Origin of the sequence: Nocardia sp. NPDC058499 (assembly GCF_042719915.1) — a bacterium.
In the GTDB taxonomy this organism is placed as follows: domain Bacteria; phylum Actinomycetota; class Actinomycetes; order Mycobacteriales; family Mycobacteriaceae; genus Nocardia.
Window position 1 is genome coordinate 354,952 of record NZ_JBHXMZ010000005.1, and the last position, 17,918, is coordinate 372,869.

Annotated in this window: 17 protein-coding genes; 11 read left to right on the plus strand and 6 right to left on the minus strand. The window is 67.6% G+C overall.

Annotated elements, in window-relative coordinates:
• Position 1 precedes the first annotated feature (1 nt).
• Positions 2 to 706 carry a hotdog domain-containing protein gene (locus tag ACFWPH_RS18105; protein WP_378752349.1) on the plus strand — a complete coding sequence of 235 codons (705 nt, stop codon included), beginning with the start codon at positions 2 to 4 and terminating at the stop codon, positions 704 to 706.
• Here ACFWPH_RS18105 and ACFWPH_RS18110 read toward each other — a convergent pair.
• Entirely contained in the window at positions 686 to 1,414 is a 729-nt protein-coding gene (locus ACFWPH_RS18110; RefSeq protein WP_378752351.1) for a TetR/AcrR family transcriptional regulator, read from the minus strand. The genes ACFWPH_RS18105 and ACFWPH_RS18110 overlap by 21 nt on opposite strands.
• Positions 1,415 to 2,226: 812 nt before the next feature.
• Between ACFWPH_RS18110 and ACFWPH_RS18115 the strand changes: the two genes are divergently transcribed.
• The 8 genes from ACFWPH_RS18115 (at position 2,227) to entS (ending at position 10,805) form a co-directional block, all read left to right on the plus strand.
• On the plus strand, positions 2,227 to 3,801 hold the full coding sequence (locus tag ACFWPH_RS18115; RefSeq protein ID WP_378752353.1) for an ABC transporter substrate-binding protein: 1,575 nt from the start codon (positions 2,227 to 2,229) through the stop codon (positions 3,799 to 3,801).
• Between the two features lie 25 nt (positions 3,802 to 3,826).
• A complete protein-coding gene (locus tag ACFWPH_RS18120) occupies positions 3,827 to 4,768 on the plus strand; it encodes an ABC transporter permease (RefSeq protein ID WP_378752355.1) in 942 nt (313 codons plus the stop codon).
• Positions 4,765 to 5,649, plus strand: a complete 885-nt coding sequence (locus tag ACFWPH_RS18125) for an ABC transporter permease (protein ID WP_378752357.1) — start codon at positions 4,765 to 4,767, stop codon at positions 5,647 to 5,649. The genes ACFWPH_RS18120 and ACFWPH_RS18125 overlap by 4 nt, the downstream gene beginning before the upstream one ends.
• Entirely contained in the window at positions 5,633 to 6,691 is a 1,059-nt protein-coding gene (locus ACFWPH_RS18130; RefSeq protein WP_378752359.1) for an ABC transporter ATP-binding protein, read from the plus strand. Before ACFWPH_RS18125 ends, ACFWPH_RS18130 begins: the two co-directional genes overlap by 17 nt.
• Positions 6,688 to 7,491, plus strand: a complete 804-nt coding sequence (locus ACFWPH_RS18135) for an ATP-binding cassette domain-containing protein (RefSeq protein ID WP_378752361.1) — start codon at positions 6,688 to 6,690, stop codon at positions 7,489 to 7,491. Before ACFWPH_RS18130 ends, ACFWPH_RS18135 begins: the two co-directional genes overlap by 4 nt.
• Positions 7,492 to 7,511: 20 nt before the next feature.
• Entirely contained in the window at positions 7,512 to 8,351 is an 840-nt protein-coding gene (locus ACFWPH_RS18140) for an IclR family transcriptional regulator (protein ID WP_378752363.1), read from the plus strand.
• A complete protein-coding gene (locus tag ACFWPH_RS18145) occupies positions 8,318 to 8,875 on the plus strand; it encodes an SDR family oxidoreductase (RefSeq protein WP_378752365.1) in 558 nt (185 codons plus the stop codon). Before ACFWPH_RS18140 ends, ACFWPH_RS18145 begins: the two co-directional genes overlap by 34 nt.
• A gap of 646 nt (positions 8,876 to 9,521) precedes the next feature.
• On the plus strand, positions 9,522 to 10,805 hold the full coding sequence (gene entS / locus ACFWPH_RS18150; RefSeq protein WP_378752367.1) for an enterobactin transporter EntS: 1,284 nt from the start codon (positions 9,522 to 9,524) through the stop codon (positions 10,803 to 10,805).
• Here the strand turns inward: entS and ACFWPH_RS18155 are convergent, their stop codons facing one another.
• The 4 genes from ACFWPH_RS18155 to ACFWPH_RS18170 are packed head-to-tail and all read right to left on the minus strand — an operon-like array spanning position 10,806 to position 14,739.
• On the minus strand, positions 10,806 to 11,783 hold the full coding sequence (locus ACFWPH_RS18155) for an ABC transporter substrate-binding protein (RefSeq protein WP_378752369.1): 978 nt from the start codon (positions 11,781 to 11,783) through the stop codon (positions 10,806 to 10,808).
• A 36-nt stretch (positions 11,784 to 11,819) separates the two neighbouring features.
• Complete coding sequence (locus ACFWPH_RS18160) at positions 11,820 to 12,650, minus strand: ABC transporter ATP-binding protein (RefSeq protein WP_378752371.1); 831 nt, start codon at positions 12,648 to 12,650, stop codon at positions 11,820 to 11,822.
• Positions 12,647 to 13,723 (minus strand): FecCD family ABC transporter permease, encoded by a 1,077-nt coding sequence (locus ACFWPH_RS18165; protein ID WP_378752373.1) that lies wholly within the window; start codon positions 13,721 to 13,723, stop codon positions 12,647 to 12,649. Before ACFWPH_RS18165 ends, ACFWPH_RS18160 begins: the two co-directional genes overlap by 4 nt.
• A complete protein-coding gene (locus tag ACFWPH_RS18170) occupies positions 13,720 to 14,739 on the minus strand; it encodes a FecCD family ABC transporter permease (RefSeq protein WP_378752375.1) in 1,020 nt (339 codons plus the stop codon). The genes ACFWPH_RS18165 and ACFWPH_RS18170 overlap by 4 nt, the downstream gene beginning before the upstream one ends.
• Before the next feature lie 297 nt (positions 14,740 to 15,036).
• On the opposite strand from ACFWPH_RS18170, the gene ACFWPH_RS18175 reads away from it, so the two are divergent.
• Positions 15,037 to 15,633 (plus strand): PepSY domain-containing protein, encoded by a 597-nt coding sequence (locus ACFWPH_RS18175; RefSeq protein ID WP_378752377.1) that lies wholly within the window; start codon positions 15,037 to 15,039, stop codon positions 15,631 to 15,633.
• A gap of 123 nt (positions 15,634 to 15,756) precedes the next feature.
• On the opposite strand, the gene ACFWPH_RS18180 is transcribed toward ACFWPH_RS18175, so the two are convergent.
• On the minus strand, positions 15,757 to 16,134 hold the full coding sequence (locus tag ACFWPH_RS18180; RefSeq protein WP_378752379.1) for a MerR family transcriptional regulator: 378 nt from the start codon (positions 16,132 to 16,134) through the stop codon (positions 15,757 to 15,759).
• Between the two features lie 61 nt (positions 16,135 to 16,195).
• Here ACFWPH_RS18180 and ACFWPH_RS18185 point away from each other — a divergent pair, with 61 nt between their 5' ends.
• Positions 16,196 to 17,368 carry an MFS transporter gene (locus ACFWPH_RS18185; protein ID WP_378752381.1) on the plus strand — a complete coding sequence of 391 codons (1,173 nt, stop codon included), beginning with the start codon at positions 16,196 to 16,198 and terminating at the stop codon, positions 17,366 to 17,368.
• Positions 17,369 to 17,918 lie beyond the last annotated feature (550 nt).

The following is a 17,918-nucleotide window of genomic DNA, read 5'->3' on the forward strand; positions in this document are numbered from 1 at the left end:
GATGAGTTACGACCCACCCGCCCGGCCCACTGTCCGCACCGCGGCCGACGGCACTGTGCTGACCTCGGCCCCCCGGGACACCCCGGTCGACCGTGCGACGGCGGCGGCGCGGCGGGTGATCGACGCATTGCTGCGCACCGACCGCACGAACGCGAACCTCGATCGGGTAGCCGAGGAACTGGACAGTATCGCCGATCATCTGGAGCAGCACGCTCCGGAGGTGGCCGAACGACTGGTGGATATGTGGCACGGTGAGGGTGTCACACGTCATGACCCGGTGACCGGCCCGGAGAACGCGATCGCGCCGCCGCTGGTGCTCACCGGCCGCGCCGACGGATCGGTCGGCGGTGTGGTCACCCTGACCATCCCGTACCAGGGCCCGCCGGGGCATGTGCACGGGGGAGTGTCGGCTCAGCTGCTCGATCACACGCTCGGTGTCGCCAACACGTGGGCGGGCTGTAATGGTCCCACCGCGCAATTGAATGTGCGGTACCACCGCCCGACACCGTTGTTCGTGCCGCTCACCGTGAGCGGCCGGCTGGTGTCGCAGAACGGCAACAAGATCAATTCCGTCGGTGCGATCCACACTGCGGAGGGTGAGCTGTGTGTCTCCGCGGAGGGCTTGTTCATCGATAAAACCGTTCCGCGGCCCCGCGCGGCCGGAGAGCCGGTGTCCGGCAGTTCGTCAGCCTCGCTGCAGGCGTAGCTCCCGGACGGCTTCCTCGAGTTCGCGGATATTTCGCTGCAGATCGATGAGCGCGGGCTCGCCGCCGGTCTTCGCGGTCGCGGGTTGAACGGCCACAATCTCAGGGGTGGGTACGGCCGGCCCCAGGGCCGCACTCCCGGTGGCGAAACCGTCGAGGAAGACCGCGATCAGATCGTGGCGGAGCCGGTCGGCGGTCCTCGCCAGGGAGTCCCGGTGGAATCGAACGGTGAACCAGACCGATTCACGCAGCATCCGATGGAAATGGTGCTGGTCCACATCGGTCCGGAATTCCCCGGTGTCGATACCGTGGGCGATCGCGTCGGCCCAGTACTGGTTGGCGCGGCGTACGGCGGTGGCGATGCGGCTGTCGGCGGGCTGGGACGAGAGTGTGCTCTCGTTCTGGTAGATCTCCGTCGCGTAGGGGTGATCGGTGGCCGATTCGAAGGAGACCGCGACCATCCGGTCGAGCCGCTCGCGCGCGGTTTCGCCGGGGACGAGTGCGGCTTCGTAACGGTCGTTGAGGTCGTCGATGAAGGTGGTGACGATTTCGAAGACGATCGCGTGTTTGGAGGCGAAGTGGTGATAGAGGCTGCCCGAAAGGATTCCGACTTCATCCGCGATATCGCGCACGGTGGTGCGGGCGACGCCGCGTTCGCTGAACAGTTTCGCGGCGTGGAACAGGATGGCCTCTTTCCGAGTGGGTGACACCTGGCGTCTCCTCGTGTGCCGATGTTGTCCGGTTCCCGATCAAGCATTTGCTCGATTCGAAGGCTACACGACCGCGTGGACCTGCCTGCCCGCACACGTGCGGGCCTGGCGAAACGTCGTCTGCGGGGCAGTCCGGCCGAGCACATCCAGGCTGAGTAATAGCTAGTTGCCATGACAGAGCATGGGTTGAGTTGCCGCAGTTGGCTCCTGCGGTACGGCGTGCTTCGTGCCCCCGGTGAGGGAGATTCCGGCAAACCGTTGACAGGCCGCTGTGATCCATCTAACGTTCCAAGCAAGCGATTGCTTTGGAGCGCCCTAACATTGCTTGGTTCCGTGGTGACCGCTGATAACCAAGCAGCATGCAAGGAGAGAGCATGGGTCTCGGTTCATTCGATGCGGCGATTCCGCCGGTTCCCCCGTCGACACAACGACACAACGACGACCGACCCGTACCCGTCCGGCCGCAGCCGGAATCGTCGTGAGCGGCCTTCGGCGCCGCGATACCCGGAAACCCGGTCCGCAGGCACATCAGTGAACAACCTCGGGTAGCAAACCGGACCGCCGCCCAGGGCGGCCACCGCCGGAACCCGGCGACCGGCGCGAACCGGCACCCGGTCCGCACATCCGTATCCGCGCCGGCACCGACCCCGAAACGTTCGGCAACCCACCGCCCCGGACCAACCGGCCGGACACCTCACCCCGGCAGTCGCACAACGACATACCCCACGTGATCGGGCGGTTTCCGAGGTGCGCGCAGTTCGCACCGACCGGCAGCCCGACCCGTTGCTCATATCGTGCGTGAAAGGAACTCCATGAACCGCAGAAGGTTTCGCCGTGCCCGGCATCTGCTGGCCGCAGCCGTGGCGACGCTGGTCGTGGCCGGTTGCGGGGGCGGCCCCATCGACGGCGGCTTCGGTGGCCCGGTCGGCGATATCGATCCGGACGCCATACTGCGGGTCACCAGCAGCTCACCGACCAGGAACCTCGACCCCCACCTGCAGACCAGCTACGGCGGCTGGGGGTACCTGACCGTGATCTTCGACCGGCTCACCACCGTCGACAAAGACGGGAAACTGGTTCCCGGTCTGGCGAACTCATGGCAGTTCGCCCGGGACGGCTCATACCTGGAGTTGAAACTCCGCACCGATGTCTCCTTCCACGACGGCGCGGTCTTCGACGCCGCGGCCGTGGCCGCGAATATCCACCGCGGCCAGAACATGGAAGGCAGCACGGTCGCCGACGCCCTGCAGAACATCACCTCGGTCGAGGAAGTCGACGACCACACCGTCCGCCTGCATCTGAAGCCCGGCACAGGGGTGGAACTGCCGGGCGTGTTCAGCACCAACGTCGGAATGATGGTCAGCCCGAAAACGATTGCCGCGGGCACCGATCTCCGCAACGATCCCGGCCTCGCCGGCTCCGGCGGGTATGTGGTCACCGAATACGTCCCCGAGGAATCGCTGTCGCTGGTACGCGCCGACGGCGGCCCCAACTGGGATCCGAAGGCCGGGCAGCTCGCCGGGATCGAATTCGAATGGATCCCCGACGCCCGGACCCGGTTGAACGGAATGAAAACGGGGATGACCGATCTGAGCTGGGTCAGTTCCGCCAACGAAGTCATCGAAGCCCAGACGCTGGGACGCAACCGGACCGTGGGCGTCGACGAGGTCGTCTTCCGCAATGTGCTCGGCCTGTACATGCGGCCCGACGGTGACCTCGCGAAACCGGAGGTCCGGCAGGCCGTGGCCGCCGCCATCGACCCCGAAGCCGTCAGCGCACTGTTCTCCGGAACATGCACACCCCACCGGCAGCTGTATCCCGCCGGTAGCTGGCCCGCGGACGAAAACTACGAATACCCCTATCCCTACGACCCGGCCAAGGCAAAGGCTCTGGTGGAGGCGGCCGGCGGCGCGCAGATCGCACTGACCTTCGCCGCCGGCACCAACACCGAGAACACCGCGAACGTCCTGCAATCGACCCTGTCGCAAGCCGGTATCGACACCGACCTCAACCCGGTGCCCAACACCCAGAACGAACCCCGCTATATCGCCGGCGACTTCCCCTCGATGGTGGCCAACAGTTTCAACGCCAAGGTCGATCCCGCGGAAACCGTGAACACCTTCCTGTTCGGTGCCTACGCCCTCGCCAACGGTAACCAGCAGATCCGGGACCTGGTCACCCGGGCCGCCGACCCCACCCTCACCGAGAAACAGCGCGCACCGCTGTACCACCAGGCGTGGGACCTCACGCTGAAAGAAGCCATGTTCGTCCCGATCTGCAATCAGACCAACGCCACGCTGTACACCAGCCAGGTCGTCGGCGCACAAGACATCCCATGGGCGGATCTCGGAATCTTCGACCTCCGCCATGTGGCAATGACCGAATAGTCCGCCGGAATTCTGAGGAGATCCTGTGCTGCGTTATGCCGGGCAGCGGTTACTGGCGGCGATCCCGCTGCTGCTGATCGTTCCGCTGTTGATATTTCTGTTGATGGATCTGGCTCCGGGCGATCCGGCGGTCGTACTGGCAGGGGAGAACGCGACACCGAAACGGTTGCGGGAACTACGCGAGAACCTCAACCTCGACGAGAACGTCTTCGTGCGATACCTGGACTGGGTCGGGTCGGCGGTACGCGGCGACCTCGGTATGTCGCTGTGGTCGAACCAGACGGTGGCCGAACTGCTGCTGCGGCGGATGGCCACGACCCTGTCGCTGGTGTTGTTCGCGATCGTGCTGGCCGTGACCATCGGCGTGGTCCTGGGCATCCTGGGCGCACTGCGGCCCGGCGGTGTCGTCGACCGGGGGATCAACGCCCTGGCCTCGGTGGCGATCGCCATCCCCGCCTTCTGGTTCGGACTGGTCCTGGTCCTGCTGTTCGCGGTCACGCACCAGATATTTCCCGCGTTCGGCTATGTGCCGATATCGGAGGGCGTCGTGCCGTGGTTCCAGCATCTGGTGCTGCCCGGTGTCGCGTTGGCACTGCTGCCCGCCGCCGAGGTGACACTGCAATTGCGGTCCGCACTCGGCCAGGTCCTCGGCAGTGACTACATCCTCAACGCCGAAGCCCGCGGACTGTCCCGGGCGAGCGTGATCGGCAAACACGGACTCAAGAACGCCTGCATCCCCGTGGTGACCGTGCTCGGTTTCCGGGTCTCCGAAGTACTCGGCGGCGCGGTCACCATCGAGATCATCTACAACATGCCCGGCCTGGGCAGTCTGGCGGTCAACAGCGTCCAGAACCACGACGTCCCGGTACTCCTCGGATTCGTCCTGTTCACCACGGTCGTCGTCATCCTCGTCAACCTGCTCGTCGATATCTCCTACGGCTACTTCAACCCGAAGGTGCGTTCATGACCGCGACCACACCGGCCGACGCCGGCATCCGGCCCGGCGTGGGCCGCAGAGTATTCGGCTTCCTGCGCCGCCGCCCCGTCACCGCGACCGCGGCGCTGTTCGTCGCCCTGCTGATACTCCTCGCGCTCTTCGCGCCCTGGATCGCCCCCCACGACCCGTACGCCCAGGACCTGCTGAACCGGTTGCAGCCCCCCGACGCCGAGCATCTGCTGGGCACCGACGATTACGGCCGCGACGCGCTGAGCCGGTTGATCTTCGGCGCCCGCATCTCACTGACGGCCGCCCTGCAGGCGGTGGCGCTGGCACTGATCCTCGGACTACCGCTCGGCGTGGTCGCCGGCTACCGCGGCGGCTGGACCGACACCCTGCTCACCCGGCTGATGGAAGCCCTCATGAGCGCGCCGTCGCTGGTACTGGCGATCACGATCGTCGCGGTCCTCGGCTCCGGAATCACCAACGCCATGTTCGCGGTCGGCCTCGTGATGGCGCCCCGGTTCTTCCGCGTCGCCCGGGCCTCCACCATGGACGTCCGCGGCGACACCTATATCGAGGCATCCGTCGCATTGGGTTGCACGCCCGCCCGGACGATCATCCGGCACATCCTGCCGAATGTGATGCCCCCGATCGTCCTGGTCATCTCCGTCTCCCTCGGCACCGCCGTCGCCGCCGAAGCAAGCCTGAGCTTCCTGGGACTCGGCGCGAAAGCCCCAGCCGCGAGCTGGGGATCGATGCTCAGCACCGCCGCCTCGAATATGCAACTCGCCCCGCACCTGGTGTGGCCACCGGGCGTGATGATCTTCCTGACCGTACTCGCATTCACCTACCTCGGTGACGGTGTGCGCCGAGCCCTGACGAGGAGCCGCAATGGCAGTAGCAACTAACGGACTCCACCTGCCGGACACCGCTCCCGGCGCGGCCGGCGACACCCTGCTGCGAGTACGCGACCTCACCGTGCAATTCCCCGCCGGCCGCGGCCGCTGGACCACCGTCGTCGACGGCGCCTCCTTCGACGTCGGCGCCGGCGAATCCGTGGCCCTCGTCGGCGAATCCGGCTCCGGGAAAACCGTTTCCTCCCTGGCGGTCATGGGCTTGACCGCGCACACCGGCGGCCGTATGTCCGGCGGCACCGTGGAATTCGAAGGCCGCGACCTCACCGCGCTCCCGCCGCGCGAATGGCGCACACTGCGCGGCACCGGAATGGGCATGATCTTCCAGCAGCCCATCCGCAGCCTCAACCCCGCCTACACGGTGGGCGACCAGATCGCCGAATCGGTCCGCAGACACCTCGGCCTCGACCGCCGCGCCGCCATGGCCCGCGCGGTGGAAATGCTCGAGCTGGTCCAGGTCCCCCGCGCCGCCGAACGGGTCCGCGAATATCCGCACGCCTTCAGCGGCGGTATGTGCCAGCGCGTCATGATCGCCATGGTCATGGCCTGCAACCCGCGCCTGCTCATCGCCGACGAACCCACCACCGCACTCGACGTCACAGTGCAGGAAACCATCCTCCAACTCCTACGGGACCTGCAGGAACAAACCGGTATCGGGCTGCTGTTCATCACCCACGACCTCGCCGTGGTCGCCGAACTGTGCCGCCGCGTGGTCGTCATGTACGCGGGCGAAGTGATCGAAGAAGCCGACGCCGAAAACCTGTTCTACACACCCCGCCACCCGTACACCGCCGGCCTGCTCGCCTCCATCCCGCATCCGGGCCGCAACCGCGACCGGCGCCTCACCGCCATCGAAGGCCGGGTACCGGTCGCGGGCGAATGGCCGCCCGGCTGCCGATTCCGGGAACGCTGCCCACACGCCCGGCCCGGCCTGTGCGACACCACCCACCCGGCGACCACCCCCACCGGGGACCGGAGCACTGCGCGGTGCCTGCGCACCACCGAGCTCGAACTACAAGGAGTGCCGCAACCATGAGCCTGCTCGAGGTATCCGATATTTCGAAGTCGTTCCCGACAGGCCGCGATTTCCTCGGCCGCCGCTCCGGCTGGACCCACGCCGTCCAGAACGTCTCCTTCCAGCTCGGTACCGGCGAATGCCTCGCCGTGGTCGGCGAATCCGGTGCCGGGAAATCGACCGTCGGCCGAATCGTGCTGCGACTGATCGAACCCGACACCGGCAGCATCGTCTTCGACGGACAGGACGTCCGCGCCGCCACCCCCGGCCGGCTCCGCGCCCTGCGCCGCGGTATGCAGATGATCTTCCAGGACCCGCACAGCTCACTCGACCCGCGGATGAGCATCCTCGACGCGGTCGCCGAACCACTCGTCGTCCACACCGATCTCGATCGCAAGTCTCGCACCGCCACCGTGCGAACCCTGCTGGACAAGGTCGGCATCGGCGACCGCTACCTCGCCCGGTACCCGGCCGAACTGTCCGGTGGGCAACTGCAACGCGTCGCGATCGCCCGCGCACTCACCCTGAAACCCAAAATGATCGTCTGCGACGAACCCGTCGCCGCCCTCGACGTCTCCGTCCGGTCGCAAGTACTCAACCTGCTGCGCGACCTCCAGGACGAACTCGGATTGGCCTATCTCTTCGTCTGCCACGACCTCGCACTGATCGAAGTGATCGCCGACCGGGTCCTGGTGATGGCAGGCGGAAGAGTCGTCGAATCGGGCACCGTCGAGGAGATCTACCACAACCCCCAGGAGGAGTACACGCAGAAACTACTGGCAGCCATCCCCGTACCCGTCCCCCGTAGCGCGCGGCGCTGACCCCGGCCGCGGAACACATCATGGCAATGATCGAACGGATCACCGTAATCCTCGATGTCTTCGACGACCGCACCTCCCGCCTCACCCTGGAGGAGATCAGTCGCCGGTCACAACTGCCACGTTCGACCGTGCACCGGATCCTGAAACAGCTGGTCCGGCTCCACTGGGTCGAGCACACCCCCTTCGGCTACACCATCGGGCGCCGCGCGCTGCGCATGGGCGGAATCTCCGAAGGCTACAGCGCGATCCGCGCCGCGGCCGCCCCTGTACTGCAGGACCTGCACATGCAGACCGGGATGGTCGTCCACCTCGCCGTGCTGGAGGGAGGCGAAAACGTCTACCTCGACAAAGTAGGTGGCCGGGACGCCTCCACATTGCCGTCACGGATCGGTGGCCGCGGACCCGCCTATGCGACGGCCTGCGGAAAATCCATGCTCGCATTCCTCGCGCCCGAATGGGTGGACGGCCTGTACGGGCAGCAACTGCACCGGTGCACCGAACACACGATCGGTGAGATCACCGCACTGCACCGGGAACTCAACCTCGTCCGGCGCCGCGGCCTCGCCTTCGACTGGAGTGAGGCCTTCCCGGGCCTGGCCTGCGCGGGTGCCGCCATCCGCGGCACCCGCGGCCCCCTCGCCGCACTATCGGTCTGCGGCCCCGCCGACACTGCACCGTTCGAGCGGGCAGCCCCTCTGGTGGCGGCCGCCGCCCGGGAGATCGCGCTGACACTCGGCCGGCGCCCCACCCATGCACCCCGGCCGGGGTCGCGGCGCTCTCGCGACGACGAACCCATCCACCGCTACGACGACAGGCGGTCCCTCTCATGTCCCGACCCCTCGCCGGCTTCGGCGCGCTGATCACCGGCGGTGGAGGCGGTTTCGGCCGATCGGCCGCCGCCCGCCTGGCCCGCGACGGCGGATCCGTTATCTGCCTGTCCTCCACGGCCGGTGGCGGCTCCTTCCCGTTCATGGGTTCCTACTCCATCGCCAAAGCCGCGCTGGAAGCACTCGTCCGGGTAGCGGCCGACGAACTCGGTGCGCTCGATGTCCGGGTCAATGCGATCCGCCCGGGGCTGGTCCCCACCGACGCGGCGAAACCGGGCCTGATCGCTGCCGACGAAACTCAGCGCGCGCGGGTACTGCGGGAGAAACCACTGGCCCGGGTGGGGACGGCGGACGATATCGCCGAGGCCGTCCGCTATCTCGCCGGCCCGGAATCCTCCTGGGTGACCGGCGCCGTCCTCCCGGTCGAAGGCGGTAACCATCTGCGCCGCGCGGCCGACCTCGAAATCCTCGCCCGGAAGGTGTGCGGCGACGACACCGTCGACCGTGCGCTGCGCGGCCGGCTTCCCGAGCGTTCGGGGCGCGGAACACCGAAGTAACCGGGGCGGCCGGTACGAAATCGCCGATACTGTCGAAACTATCGTCCTCGAGGTGGTGAGCCGACTCCAGGTCGTTCGGGGGCCGTGGCGATGCGGTCGCCGACTTCCACGCAGTAATGCGTCGGCGTGGCCCACGGGATGGCCCGAGGCTTCGAATCCGGGCTCGTGCACCGTCTGTTCGGGGGAGCACACGCGGTGGTGGGGGAGCGCGCAGGTTCGGTGACCCGCTCCGGCGCTTGACCGTAGGCGGAGCCGGTCACAGAGGGGAGATGAGCCGGGATGAAGCCCCGCCAGGTCCCCACCCCGGGATATGGGCGAACCCGGCGCCGCGGAACTCGGCCGCGATCCGGGAACAGCCGAAACCTCTGTCTCTCGCCGGACAGAAATAATCGTCATACGACGATATGCGCATCACACCATGTGTTCCATCAATTGGAGTGTCCTGCTACTTCCACCAACCACAGAAGAAAAAAGACAAAGGAAGGGGCACATTGCACAAGAACTCGACGTACAGGTCAGCGGTCGCCCGGTTTCTGTACGCGCTGGGGGAGCAGGCCTGATACGGCTGAGGTCGTCGTTCCTTCTGCCCGGTACCCTCGACCCGCCGCGCAGCAACCAGCCGGACAGCAGAGGAGAGGAGTCGCCCATGCCCGGGGACAACCGCGCCCGCCGTACCGGCCTGCGGGCGGTATCCGCCCGCCGCTTCACAATCGACATCACCCCACTGCGCGCCGGCCGCGAGTTCCGGACCGTGTTCACCGCCCGCACGATCTCGGTATTCGGTATCGGCTTCCTGGTGGTCGCCCTGCCCATCCAGGTTTTCGCGCTCACCGGTTCCACCGCCATGGTCGCCGCCGTCGCCACGACCATTGGACTCTCGGCCTTCGCGGGCACCCTGATCGGCGGTACCGCCGCCGACCACTACGACCGCCGGCTCGTAATCGTCGGTTCCCGCGCCGCCGCCACCCTCGGTTTCGCCCTGCTCGCGGTGAACGCGATGCTGCCCGAACCGAAACTGTGGGTGATCTTCCTCTGCGCCGTGATCGACGGCGTCACCGGCGGTATCTCCGAAACAGCGCTGGTCGCGGTGATGCCCGCGTTGATACCGCCCGGCAAACTGGCGGCGGGAGCCGCGCTGATGGCATTGACGGCCGACCTCGGTCATATGTCGGCACCTGCCCTCGCCGGCGTGCTGATCGCCTGGCTCGACGTCGCCGCCAACTACTGGTTCGCGGCCGCGGCGAGCCTGGTGACGACACTGCTCCTCGCCCGCCTCGGCCCCATGACCGCCGAACGCGGGCACGACGAGTCACCGGTACGGGCCGCGCTGTCCGGGTTCCGTTTCGCCGCACGCCACCGGGTCATCGGCGCCACACTGCTCGTCGGCTGTATCACCATGCTGCTGTCCGGCTGGAATGTCCTGATCCCGGAATACGTCACCGAAGTACTGCACGCCGGTGACGCCACCGCGGGCCTGCTGTTCGCCGCGCCCGCGGTCGGCGCCGTCCTCGGTTCCCTCACCTCGGGCTGGACCGGATCCATCCGCCGCAGCGGTCAGGTGATCTTCGCGGCCACCTTCGTCTCGGCTGCCGGGCTCGCCGGCGCGGGCCTCCTCGGCGCCACTGCGATCGTGTTCGCGGGTCTCGCCGCCCACGGTGCGGGCCGGGTGGTGAGCGATATCGCGCGCTTCGCCGTCGTCCAGGCCGCCACCCCCGAGGAGTTCCGCGGCCGCGTCTCCGGCCTGTGGACCGCGCAACTCACCATCGCCCTCTCCCTGGGCGCTGTCGTCGCGGGCATCGTGTCGAGCGCGGTCCCGGCGCGTTCGGTGTTCCTGGTGTACGGCGCGGGCGGCTGCGCGCTCACCGTCGCGCTGTGGTGCCTGCTCACCACCCTGCGCACCCTCGACAGCCGCGCCACCACGGCACCCTGACTACCGCGCTGCGGCCGCCAGCTGCGGAGTGATCCTGTCCAGTGCGAACCGCAACGATGCCGGTGTGCCCGCGGACAATGCGAGCACCGCCGGATCGTTCTCCGGCAAAAGCACCGCGTGCCCCGCCCGCACAACAGGCAGTGAATTGATCAACGAATCATTCTCCAAGTCGGCGAACGGCACACCGATCGTGGTGAACACGGCGACCTGCGCGTCGAGATCGCCGACCCGCTCCGCCGGGACCTGTGCGAAGAAACCCGAACTCTGTAACCGGGTGACCGGCGGGTTCTGCACGAACCCGAGGTCGGCGAAGAAATCGAACCGGGCGTCCCCGGCAAGGTAGGCGCCGTAGGCGGTGCCGAACTTCGCGGCGTACACGAACGTCTTACCGGCGAATTCCGGATGCTCGTCCGCCACAGCCTGCTGCCGGGCCGTGGTCTCCGAGACGATCCTGTCCGCCTCGGCGCGTTTGCTCAGCGCAGCGCCGATGAGCTCGGCCTGCGTCTGCCAGTTCACCGCGAAATCACCCGTACCCTCCGGCGCGGTGACCACCGGCGCGATCTCCCGGAGCTCCTCGGTGACAGCGCTGTCCGCCTTCGCACGCACATTCAGGATCAGGTCCGGATCGAGTTCGGAAATCTGCTGCATATTGAACTCCCCGGCGCTCTGCGCCGAGATCAGCTCGGGCGTGCTGTCCCCGAACGCCGCCGCATCCCATTCACCGACCCCTTTGGTATCCGCACCGAAACTCATCCAGTCGTAGATGGCGACCGGCCGCACCCCCAATTCCACCGCGATCGCGCCGTCCGACCAGCCGAGCGCCACCACCCGCGGATTGTCCGGCAGCGAATAACCGGGCGCCCCCTCGGGATCGTCGAACACCTCATAGGTCGTGTTATCGGACTGCACACACGCCGTCGCAGCCAGCAGCACACTCACCAACCCCGCCACGACCACACCGATACGCCGCCTCGCCATGGTTCTCCTTCCGGTTGTGTGCCCGGCGGGCACGGTTCACACGCTGTCGGCCCGGACCGCGCCCTCCGCCAGCGGCACCACCAGCGGAGTCCCGGTCTGCGGATCGTCGATCACCTGCGCATACACGCCGAAAACCCGGTCGACCAGCTCGGCGGTGATGATGTCGCGCGGTGGACCCACGGCCACGATCTCGCCGTCGCGCATCGCGATGATGTGGGAGGCGTAGCGGGCGGCCTGGTTGAGGTCGTGCAGGACCGCGACCAATGTGGTGCCGCGCCGGTTGAGGTCCACACACAGATCGAGCACCTCGATCTGATGCCCGAGATCGAGAAAGGTCGTCGGCTCGTCCAGCAGCAGGATCGGTGTCTGCTGCGCCAGCGCCATCGCGATCCACACGCGCTGCCGCTGCCCACCCGACAGCGCCTCCACCGGCCGCGTCGACAACTCCGTCAACCGGGTGACCTGCAGCGCGAAATCGACCGCCCGCTGATCGGCCTCGGTCCACTGCCGGAACAGTTTCTGATACGGGAACCGGCCGCGCGCCACCAGGTCGATGATGGTGATCCCGTCCGGCGCGATCGACTGCTGCGGCAGCAACCCCACCTCCCGCGCGAACTCTTTACCGCTGTACCCGGCCACATCCCGCCCGTCGAGCAGCACCGCGCCGTGTTGCGGCCGCAGCAGCCGCGACAGCGTCCGCAGCAACGTCGATTTACCGCACGCGTTCGGCCCGACGATCACCGTGAACGAACCGTCGGGCACCACGACATCCAGATCGGCGAGCACGGTGCGCTCGCCGTAACCGACCCGCAGATCGGTGCCGGTCAACCGGCCCGGCAGCGCACCGGGCAGCGAAGCATGGGTCACGGTCGGGCCTTTCGGGACTGCGCCAGCAGAAGGAACAACAGGTACACACCACCCAGCGAGGTGGTGACCACGCCGACCGGCAGCTGCGTTTGCGGCGCGAGGATCGTGCGCGCCACCACCTCGCTGGAAACCAGGAGAGTGGCGCCCACCGCCGCGGAGGTGACCAGCGGGATCCCCGGACTCGGGGTGATCCGCGCCGCCACCTGCGGGGCCACCAGCGCGACGAAGGCGATCGGGCCGGCGATCGCGGTCGTCGCCGCCGCGAACCCCACCCCGATCACCAGCAGCATCATCTGCGTGCGCTCGGTATCGACACCCTTGCTCGCCGCGGAATCCGTGCCCAGCTCGAACATCCGCATCCGCGGCGCAACCACCATCAACGCCGGAACCAGCACCGCCAGGGTCACGAACACCGGCACCGTATCCGCCATCGACAGATCACGCAGATTGCCCATACCCCATGCGGCCGCCGCGCCCGCGTTCTGCGCATCGGCGGTCGCGACCAGGTAGCCGTTGAACGACAGCAGCATCGCCGAAACACCGATACCCACGATGATGAACCGGTAGTTCCCGGTGCCGCCGCGCATCCCGAGGAAATACACGACCAGCGCGGTGCCCAGGCAGCCGAGCAGGGCGCCGACTGTGGCGCCGCCCGAACCGAGCCCGAGAACCAGCATCGCCACCAGTGCACCGGTATTGGCGCCGGTGGTGAAACCGATGATGTCCGGGCTGCCCAGCGGGTTGCGGGTGAGGGTCTGGAAGATGGCGCCCGACAATGCCAGCGACGCCCCGCCGAGTATCGCCGTGACCACCACCGGCAGCCAGCCGGCAACGTGATCGGCGGCCGAACCACCGACCTGGCCGGCGAGTACCCGCAGGACCTCCACGAACCCCAGGCCCGGGGTGTCGGTGGTGCTCGCACCCAGCGACCGGACACCGACCACGGCGGTGACCAGCACCAGCGCCGCGGTGATCGCCGCCGAGACGAGATCGACGCGCACACCGATCCCCAGCCGGTGGATCCGCAGGAACCGTACGCGGCGGGGCCAGGCGGCCGGTGCCGCGGGGCTCACCACTGCGACCCTGTCTCGCGGCGCGCCAACCAGATCAGCACCGGCGCCCCGAGGAACGCGGTCACCATCCCCACCGGCAGTTCGCTCGCCGTGGCGATCCGGGCGACGAGGTCGGAGCCCACCAGCACGATGGGACCGACCAGCAGGCACAGCGGAATCATCCAGCGATGGTCCGGGCCGACCGCCATCCGCACCGCATGCGGCACCATCAACCCGACGAAACTGATGGGGCCGACTGCGGCGGTGGCCGCCCCGCACAGCACTGTCACGACCACGAATCCGCCCGCGCGCACCGCCGTCACCGGGACTCCCAGCGCGTGGGCGCGGTCGTCGCCGAGGGCGAGCGCATTCAGGTAGCCCGCCAGCGCAGCCGCCCCCACCACTCCGATCAGTACCAGTAGCCAGGTGGCCGACAGTTGTGGCCACCCGCGGCCGTCGAGAGTGCCGATCAGCAATCCGCGGATCGCATCGAAGGTCCGTGGATGGATCATGGTGAGGCCGAACGCGAGCCCGCTGAGCATCGACGCGATCGCCACGCCGGTGAGAACCAGTTTGGCCGGGCTCGCCCCGCCGACCCCGCGGGAACCGACGAAATACACCAGTACCGACGCGGCGAACGCGCCACCGAGCGCCCACCACACGTAGTCGGTGCCGGCCGCGCCGACGGCGACCGAGCCGAGCACCATGGCGAAGTACGCGCCGGAGTTCACCCCGAGAATGCCGGGGTCGGCCAGTGGGTTACGGGTCAATCCCTGCATTACCGCGCCTGCGAGCCCGAGCGCCGCACCGACCAGCGCGGCCAGCAGTGTGCGGGGTATTCGCTGTTCCCGGATGACACCGACGGCGGTGGGGCTGCCTTCGCCGAACAGGGCGCGCCAAGCCTCGGTGGCTGTGAAATCGCCGCTGCCGACGAACAGCCCGCCGAGCAGGAGCGCCACGAGAAGTGCGATCAGCAGCAGCAATACGGTCGACCGCGACAGTGCCGTGCGCGGCGCGGTCGTGGTGGCTGGGGGCACAGCGGATACATCCTCGCGGTCGGCAACGCTGCGGTGTGGTGGCCGGGAGATCGCTGCCACCGCCGTGGGTTAGTTTAGCCTCACGTTACCCAGCGGTGTCGATGCCGCGCGGCCGTGAGGTATCGGACGGTCTCGCCGAGCGCGATGCCGGAAGCTACGCCGCCGTATCGCGACGTCGGTTCGTGCGCCACCTCCCGGTGAGCAGCCCGCCTCGGGACCGAATACGCACGGCTCAGGTTTAGCTTCGGCACGGTGGGCATTCCCGGTGACGGCATCGGCAAACACCAAGGAGGATCGATGAGCAATTCACCTCGACGCAAGCGGCGCCATATCGCGTACTCGGTGATCGCCGGTGTGCTGATCGCCGTATCCGCCGGGTGCGCCGATAGCGATGACGACGGCGCAGACGCGGCAGGCACGCCACCGGCGCCTGCGGCGACCTCGGCCGCTCCGGCGGGCGCCGGGATCGATGCGCTGAACAGGGCCGGAGAAACCGCCACCGGTGCTGTTCCCGACTCCACACTCATCTCCATCGAGACAGAGCGTGACGGTCGTTGGGAAGTCCAAGTCGTCACTCCCGACGGCACCGAGCACGAAATGGATATATCCGGCGACGGCGCCACGGTGACGATGGGCCCCACGTCGAAGAACGAGGACGAAGACGACAAGACCAAGCACCGGGACCGTATACAAGCCGCACGTCTGGATTACCGGGCCGCGGCGGACGCGGTGCTCACCGAAGTACCGAACGGCACCATCACCGAGCTGAACATCGACGGCAACAACGGAACTACCGTCTGGGAAGCCGACGTGATCGACAGCTCCCAGACGAAGCGCGAGGTCACCGTCGACGCCGGTTCGGGAGAAATCCTGCACAACACGGCAGGACGCTGACCCATGGACCAGGCCCATGTCCCTCAGCCCGTGATTGCAGAATGCGGAACGCATTGTGCGAGTGGGGGAGCCGGTCGTCCTCGGCGCGGACGGCCGGGGCCCGCGCGGCAGTAGGGATCGTCACTACGCGAGGGATGGCTCTGCGGTGTCTCTACCAGCCGGGGCGCGTGTAGTGGCGAGCAGCTCGTCCAGCATCGATCGGGTGTGCACGAGTTGGTCGATGTCGCCGGTGATCCGGCGGCGCTGCGCTTCGAGCCGTTCGCGGCAGCCGTCGAGCAGTAAGGATTCGCCGGAGAGACAGGACAAGATCTCGGCGATGAGGTCCATGCCGAGACCCGCGGTGAGAAGGGTCTGGATATGCGCCACGGTGCGGATGTCGGAGTCGGCGAAGACCCGGTATCCGCCGGGGGTCCGGTCCGGCCGCAAGACGCCCTTTTCCTCGTAGTAGCGCAACGCTCGCACGCTGACTCCGGTCCGGTCTGCCAGCTCACCGATCTGCACCGGGATTCCCTTCGCCGTTCGACTTGACTCTCACGTCGGCGTGAGAGTTTACCGTGCCGGCATGCTTCGCCTTCTCCTCCTGATGTTCTGCGTCTTCAGCATCACCACCGGTGAATTCGTGGTGGCCGGAATTCTGCCCGAAGTCGCCGCCGACCTCGGAATCACCGTCGGCACCGCTGGATTGCTGGTCACCGCATACGCCGTCGGCATGATTATCGGTGGTCCGGTGCTCACCGCGGTGACAGCCGGGATCGACCGCAAGCGGCTGATGCTGTCACTGCTGGCTGTCGCTGTGGTGGGCAACGCAGTTTCCGCATCGGCCCCCGAATTCTCCCTCCTGCTGGCGGCGCGGGTGATCACGGCGCTGGTGACCTCGACCTTCTTCGCCCAGGCGATCGTGATCGCGGTGCAGTCCGCGCCACCCGAGCGAGCCGGAACCATGGTTTCCCGGCTGGCGTTCGGGATGAACCTGGCCATGATCCTCGGTGCGCCGATCGGCACCCAGATCGCCGGTCTGTGGGGTTGGCGCGCGACGTTCGCGGCGATTTCCGTAGCGTGCATGCTCGGATCGGTCCTGGTGTTCTGGCAGCTCACCGTGCCTCGTCAGGAGCGCCGGACCGCAGCGGTCTCGGAATTGCGGGTGCTGCGGCGGGTCCCGGTTCTGGCGGCGCTGGCCATCACCGCGGTCGGTAACGCCGGAGTGCTCATGGTGTTCAGCTATGTTGCCCCGCTGCTCACGGAACTGGGCGGACATCCCGATAGCCGGCTGCCGATCCTGCTGCTCACCTACGGCGTCGGTGCGACGATCGGCAACCTCGTCGGCGGCATGCTCTATGACCGCAATCCGCGGCTGTTCCAGCCTGCCCTGCTCGGTCTGCTGGCCGCTGTCCTGGCGGGGAGCTGGTTCGTCGCGGCCTCTACGACGTTCACTGTGGTGGTCGTCGCGGCGATCGGCCTGCTCGGCTTCGCGGTGATCCCCGGCATGCAAGCACGCGTGATGACGACCGCCGCCCAAGCTCCGACGCTGGCAATGGCCGTCAACGCTTCCGGATACCAGGTCGCTGCCGCCTGCGCCGGTCTGCTCGGCGGCCTGATCGCCGACTCGGCGGCGGGTCCCAGGTCCATCTACCTCGTGGCGGCGGGCGTAACCGTGTGCGGGCTGCTCATGACCATCATGGCTACCCGGGGCGAGTCCGCGACCGACCGCCGAGAGGCCCGAGTGGCCGCAGAGTGACTCGCATGCCGGTCCCGAACGTGCCCCGGTCTGTCGGTGCGAGGGCAGCCGACAGCCACCGTAATATGTCACTGTGACGAAATCGGGCTTCGTGGGTGGGGCGCGAGGGGAGCGGTGCCACCCGTCGCGGTGCGATGCCGAAGCGATTGCCGCCGAACGGGTCGACCGGCTGCCGTGATCGCGCGTGAGGTTTGCTCGAGTCCCGCCTGCGAGTCGATCGCGCACCGGAAACGGACGCACTCCGAGTTGACATAATGCGTGCGGCGCAGGCCCGCAACGACGCCGAGTTTCGTTCCGTGTTTCCGGCGAGCTTCGCTATCGGTTTGCGGAACGTCCGGTCCGGGGACGGACTGCACACACAGCCGCCGTGAGCGATTCGTAGCGGCGGGCATTCGTGGCGACAGGCCTGGACCCAGCCCGCCGAAGATTGCCGATAATCTACATTATGTCAACTAGCCCTCGCCTGCCGACTTCCGTCAGCACCCCCCTGTTCTCAACTCGGTGGTCGTGGTGTGGAGGCCTGGGTGACTCTATCCAGACCTCACACACG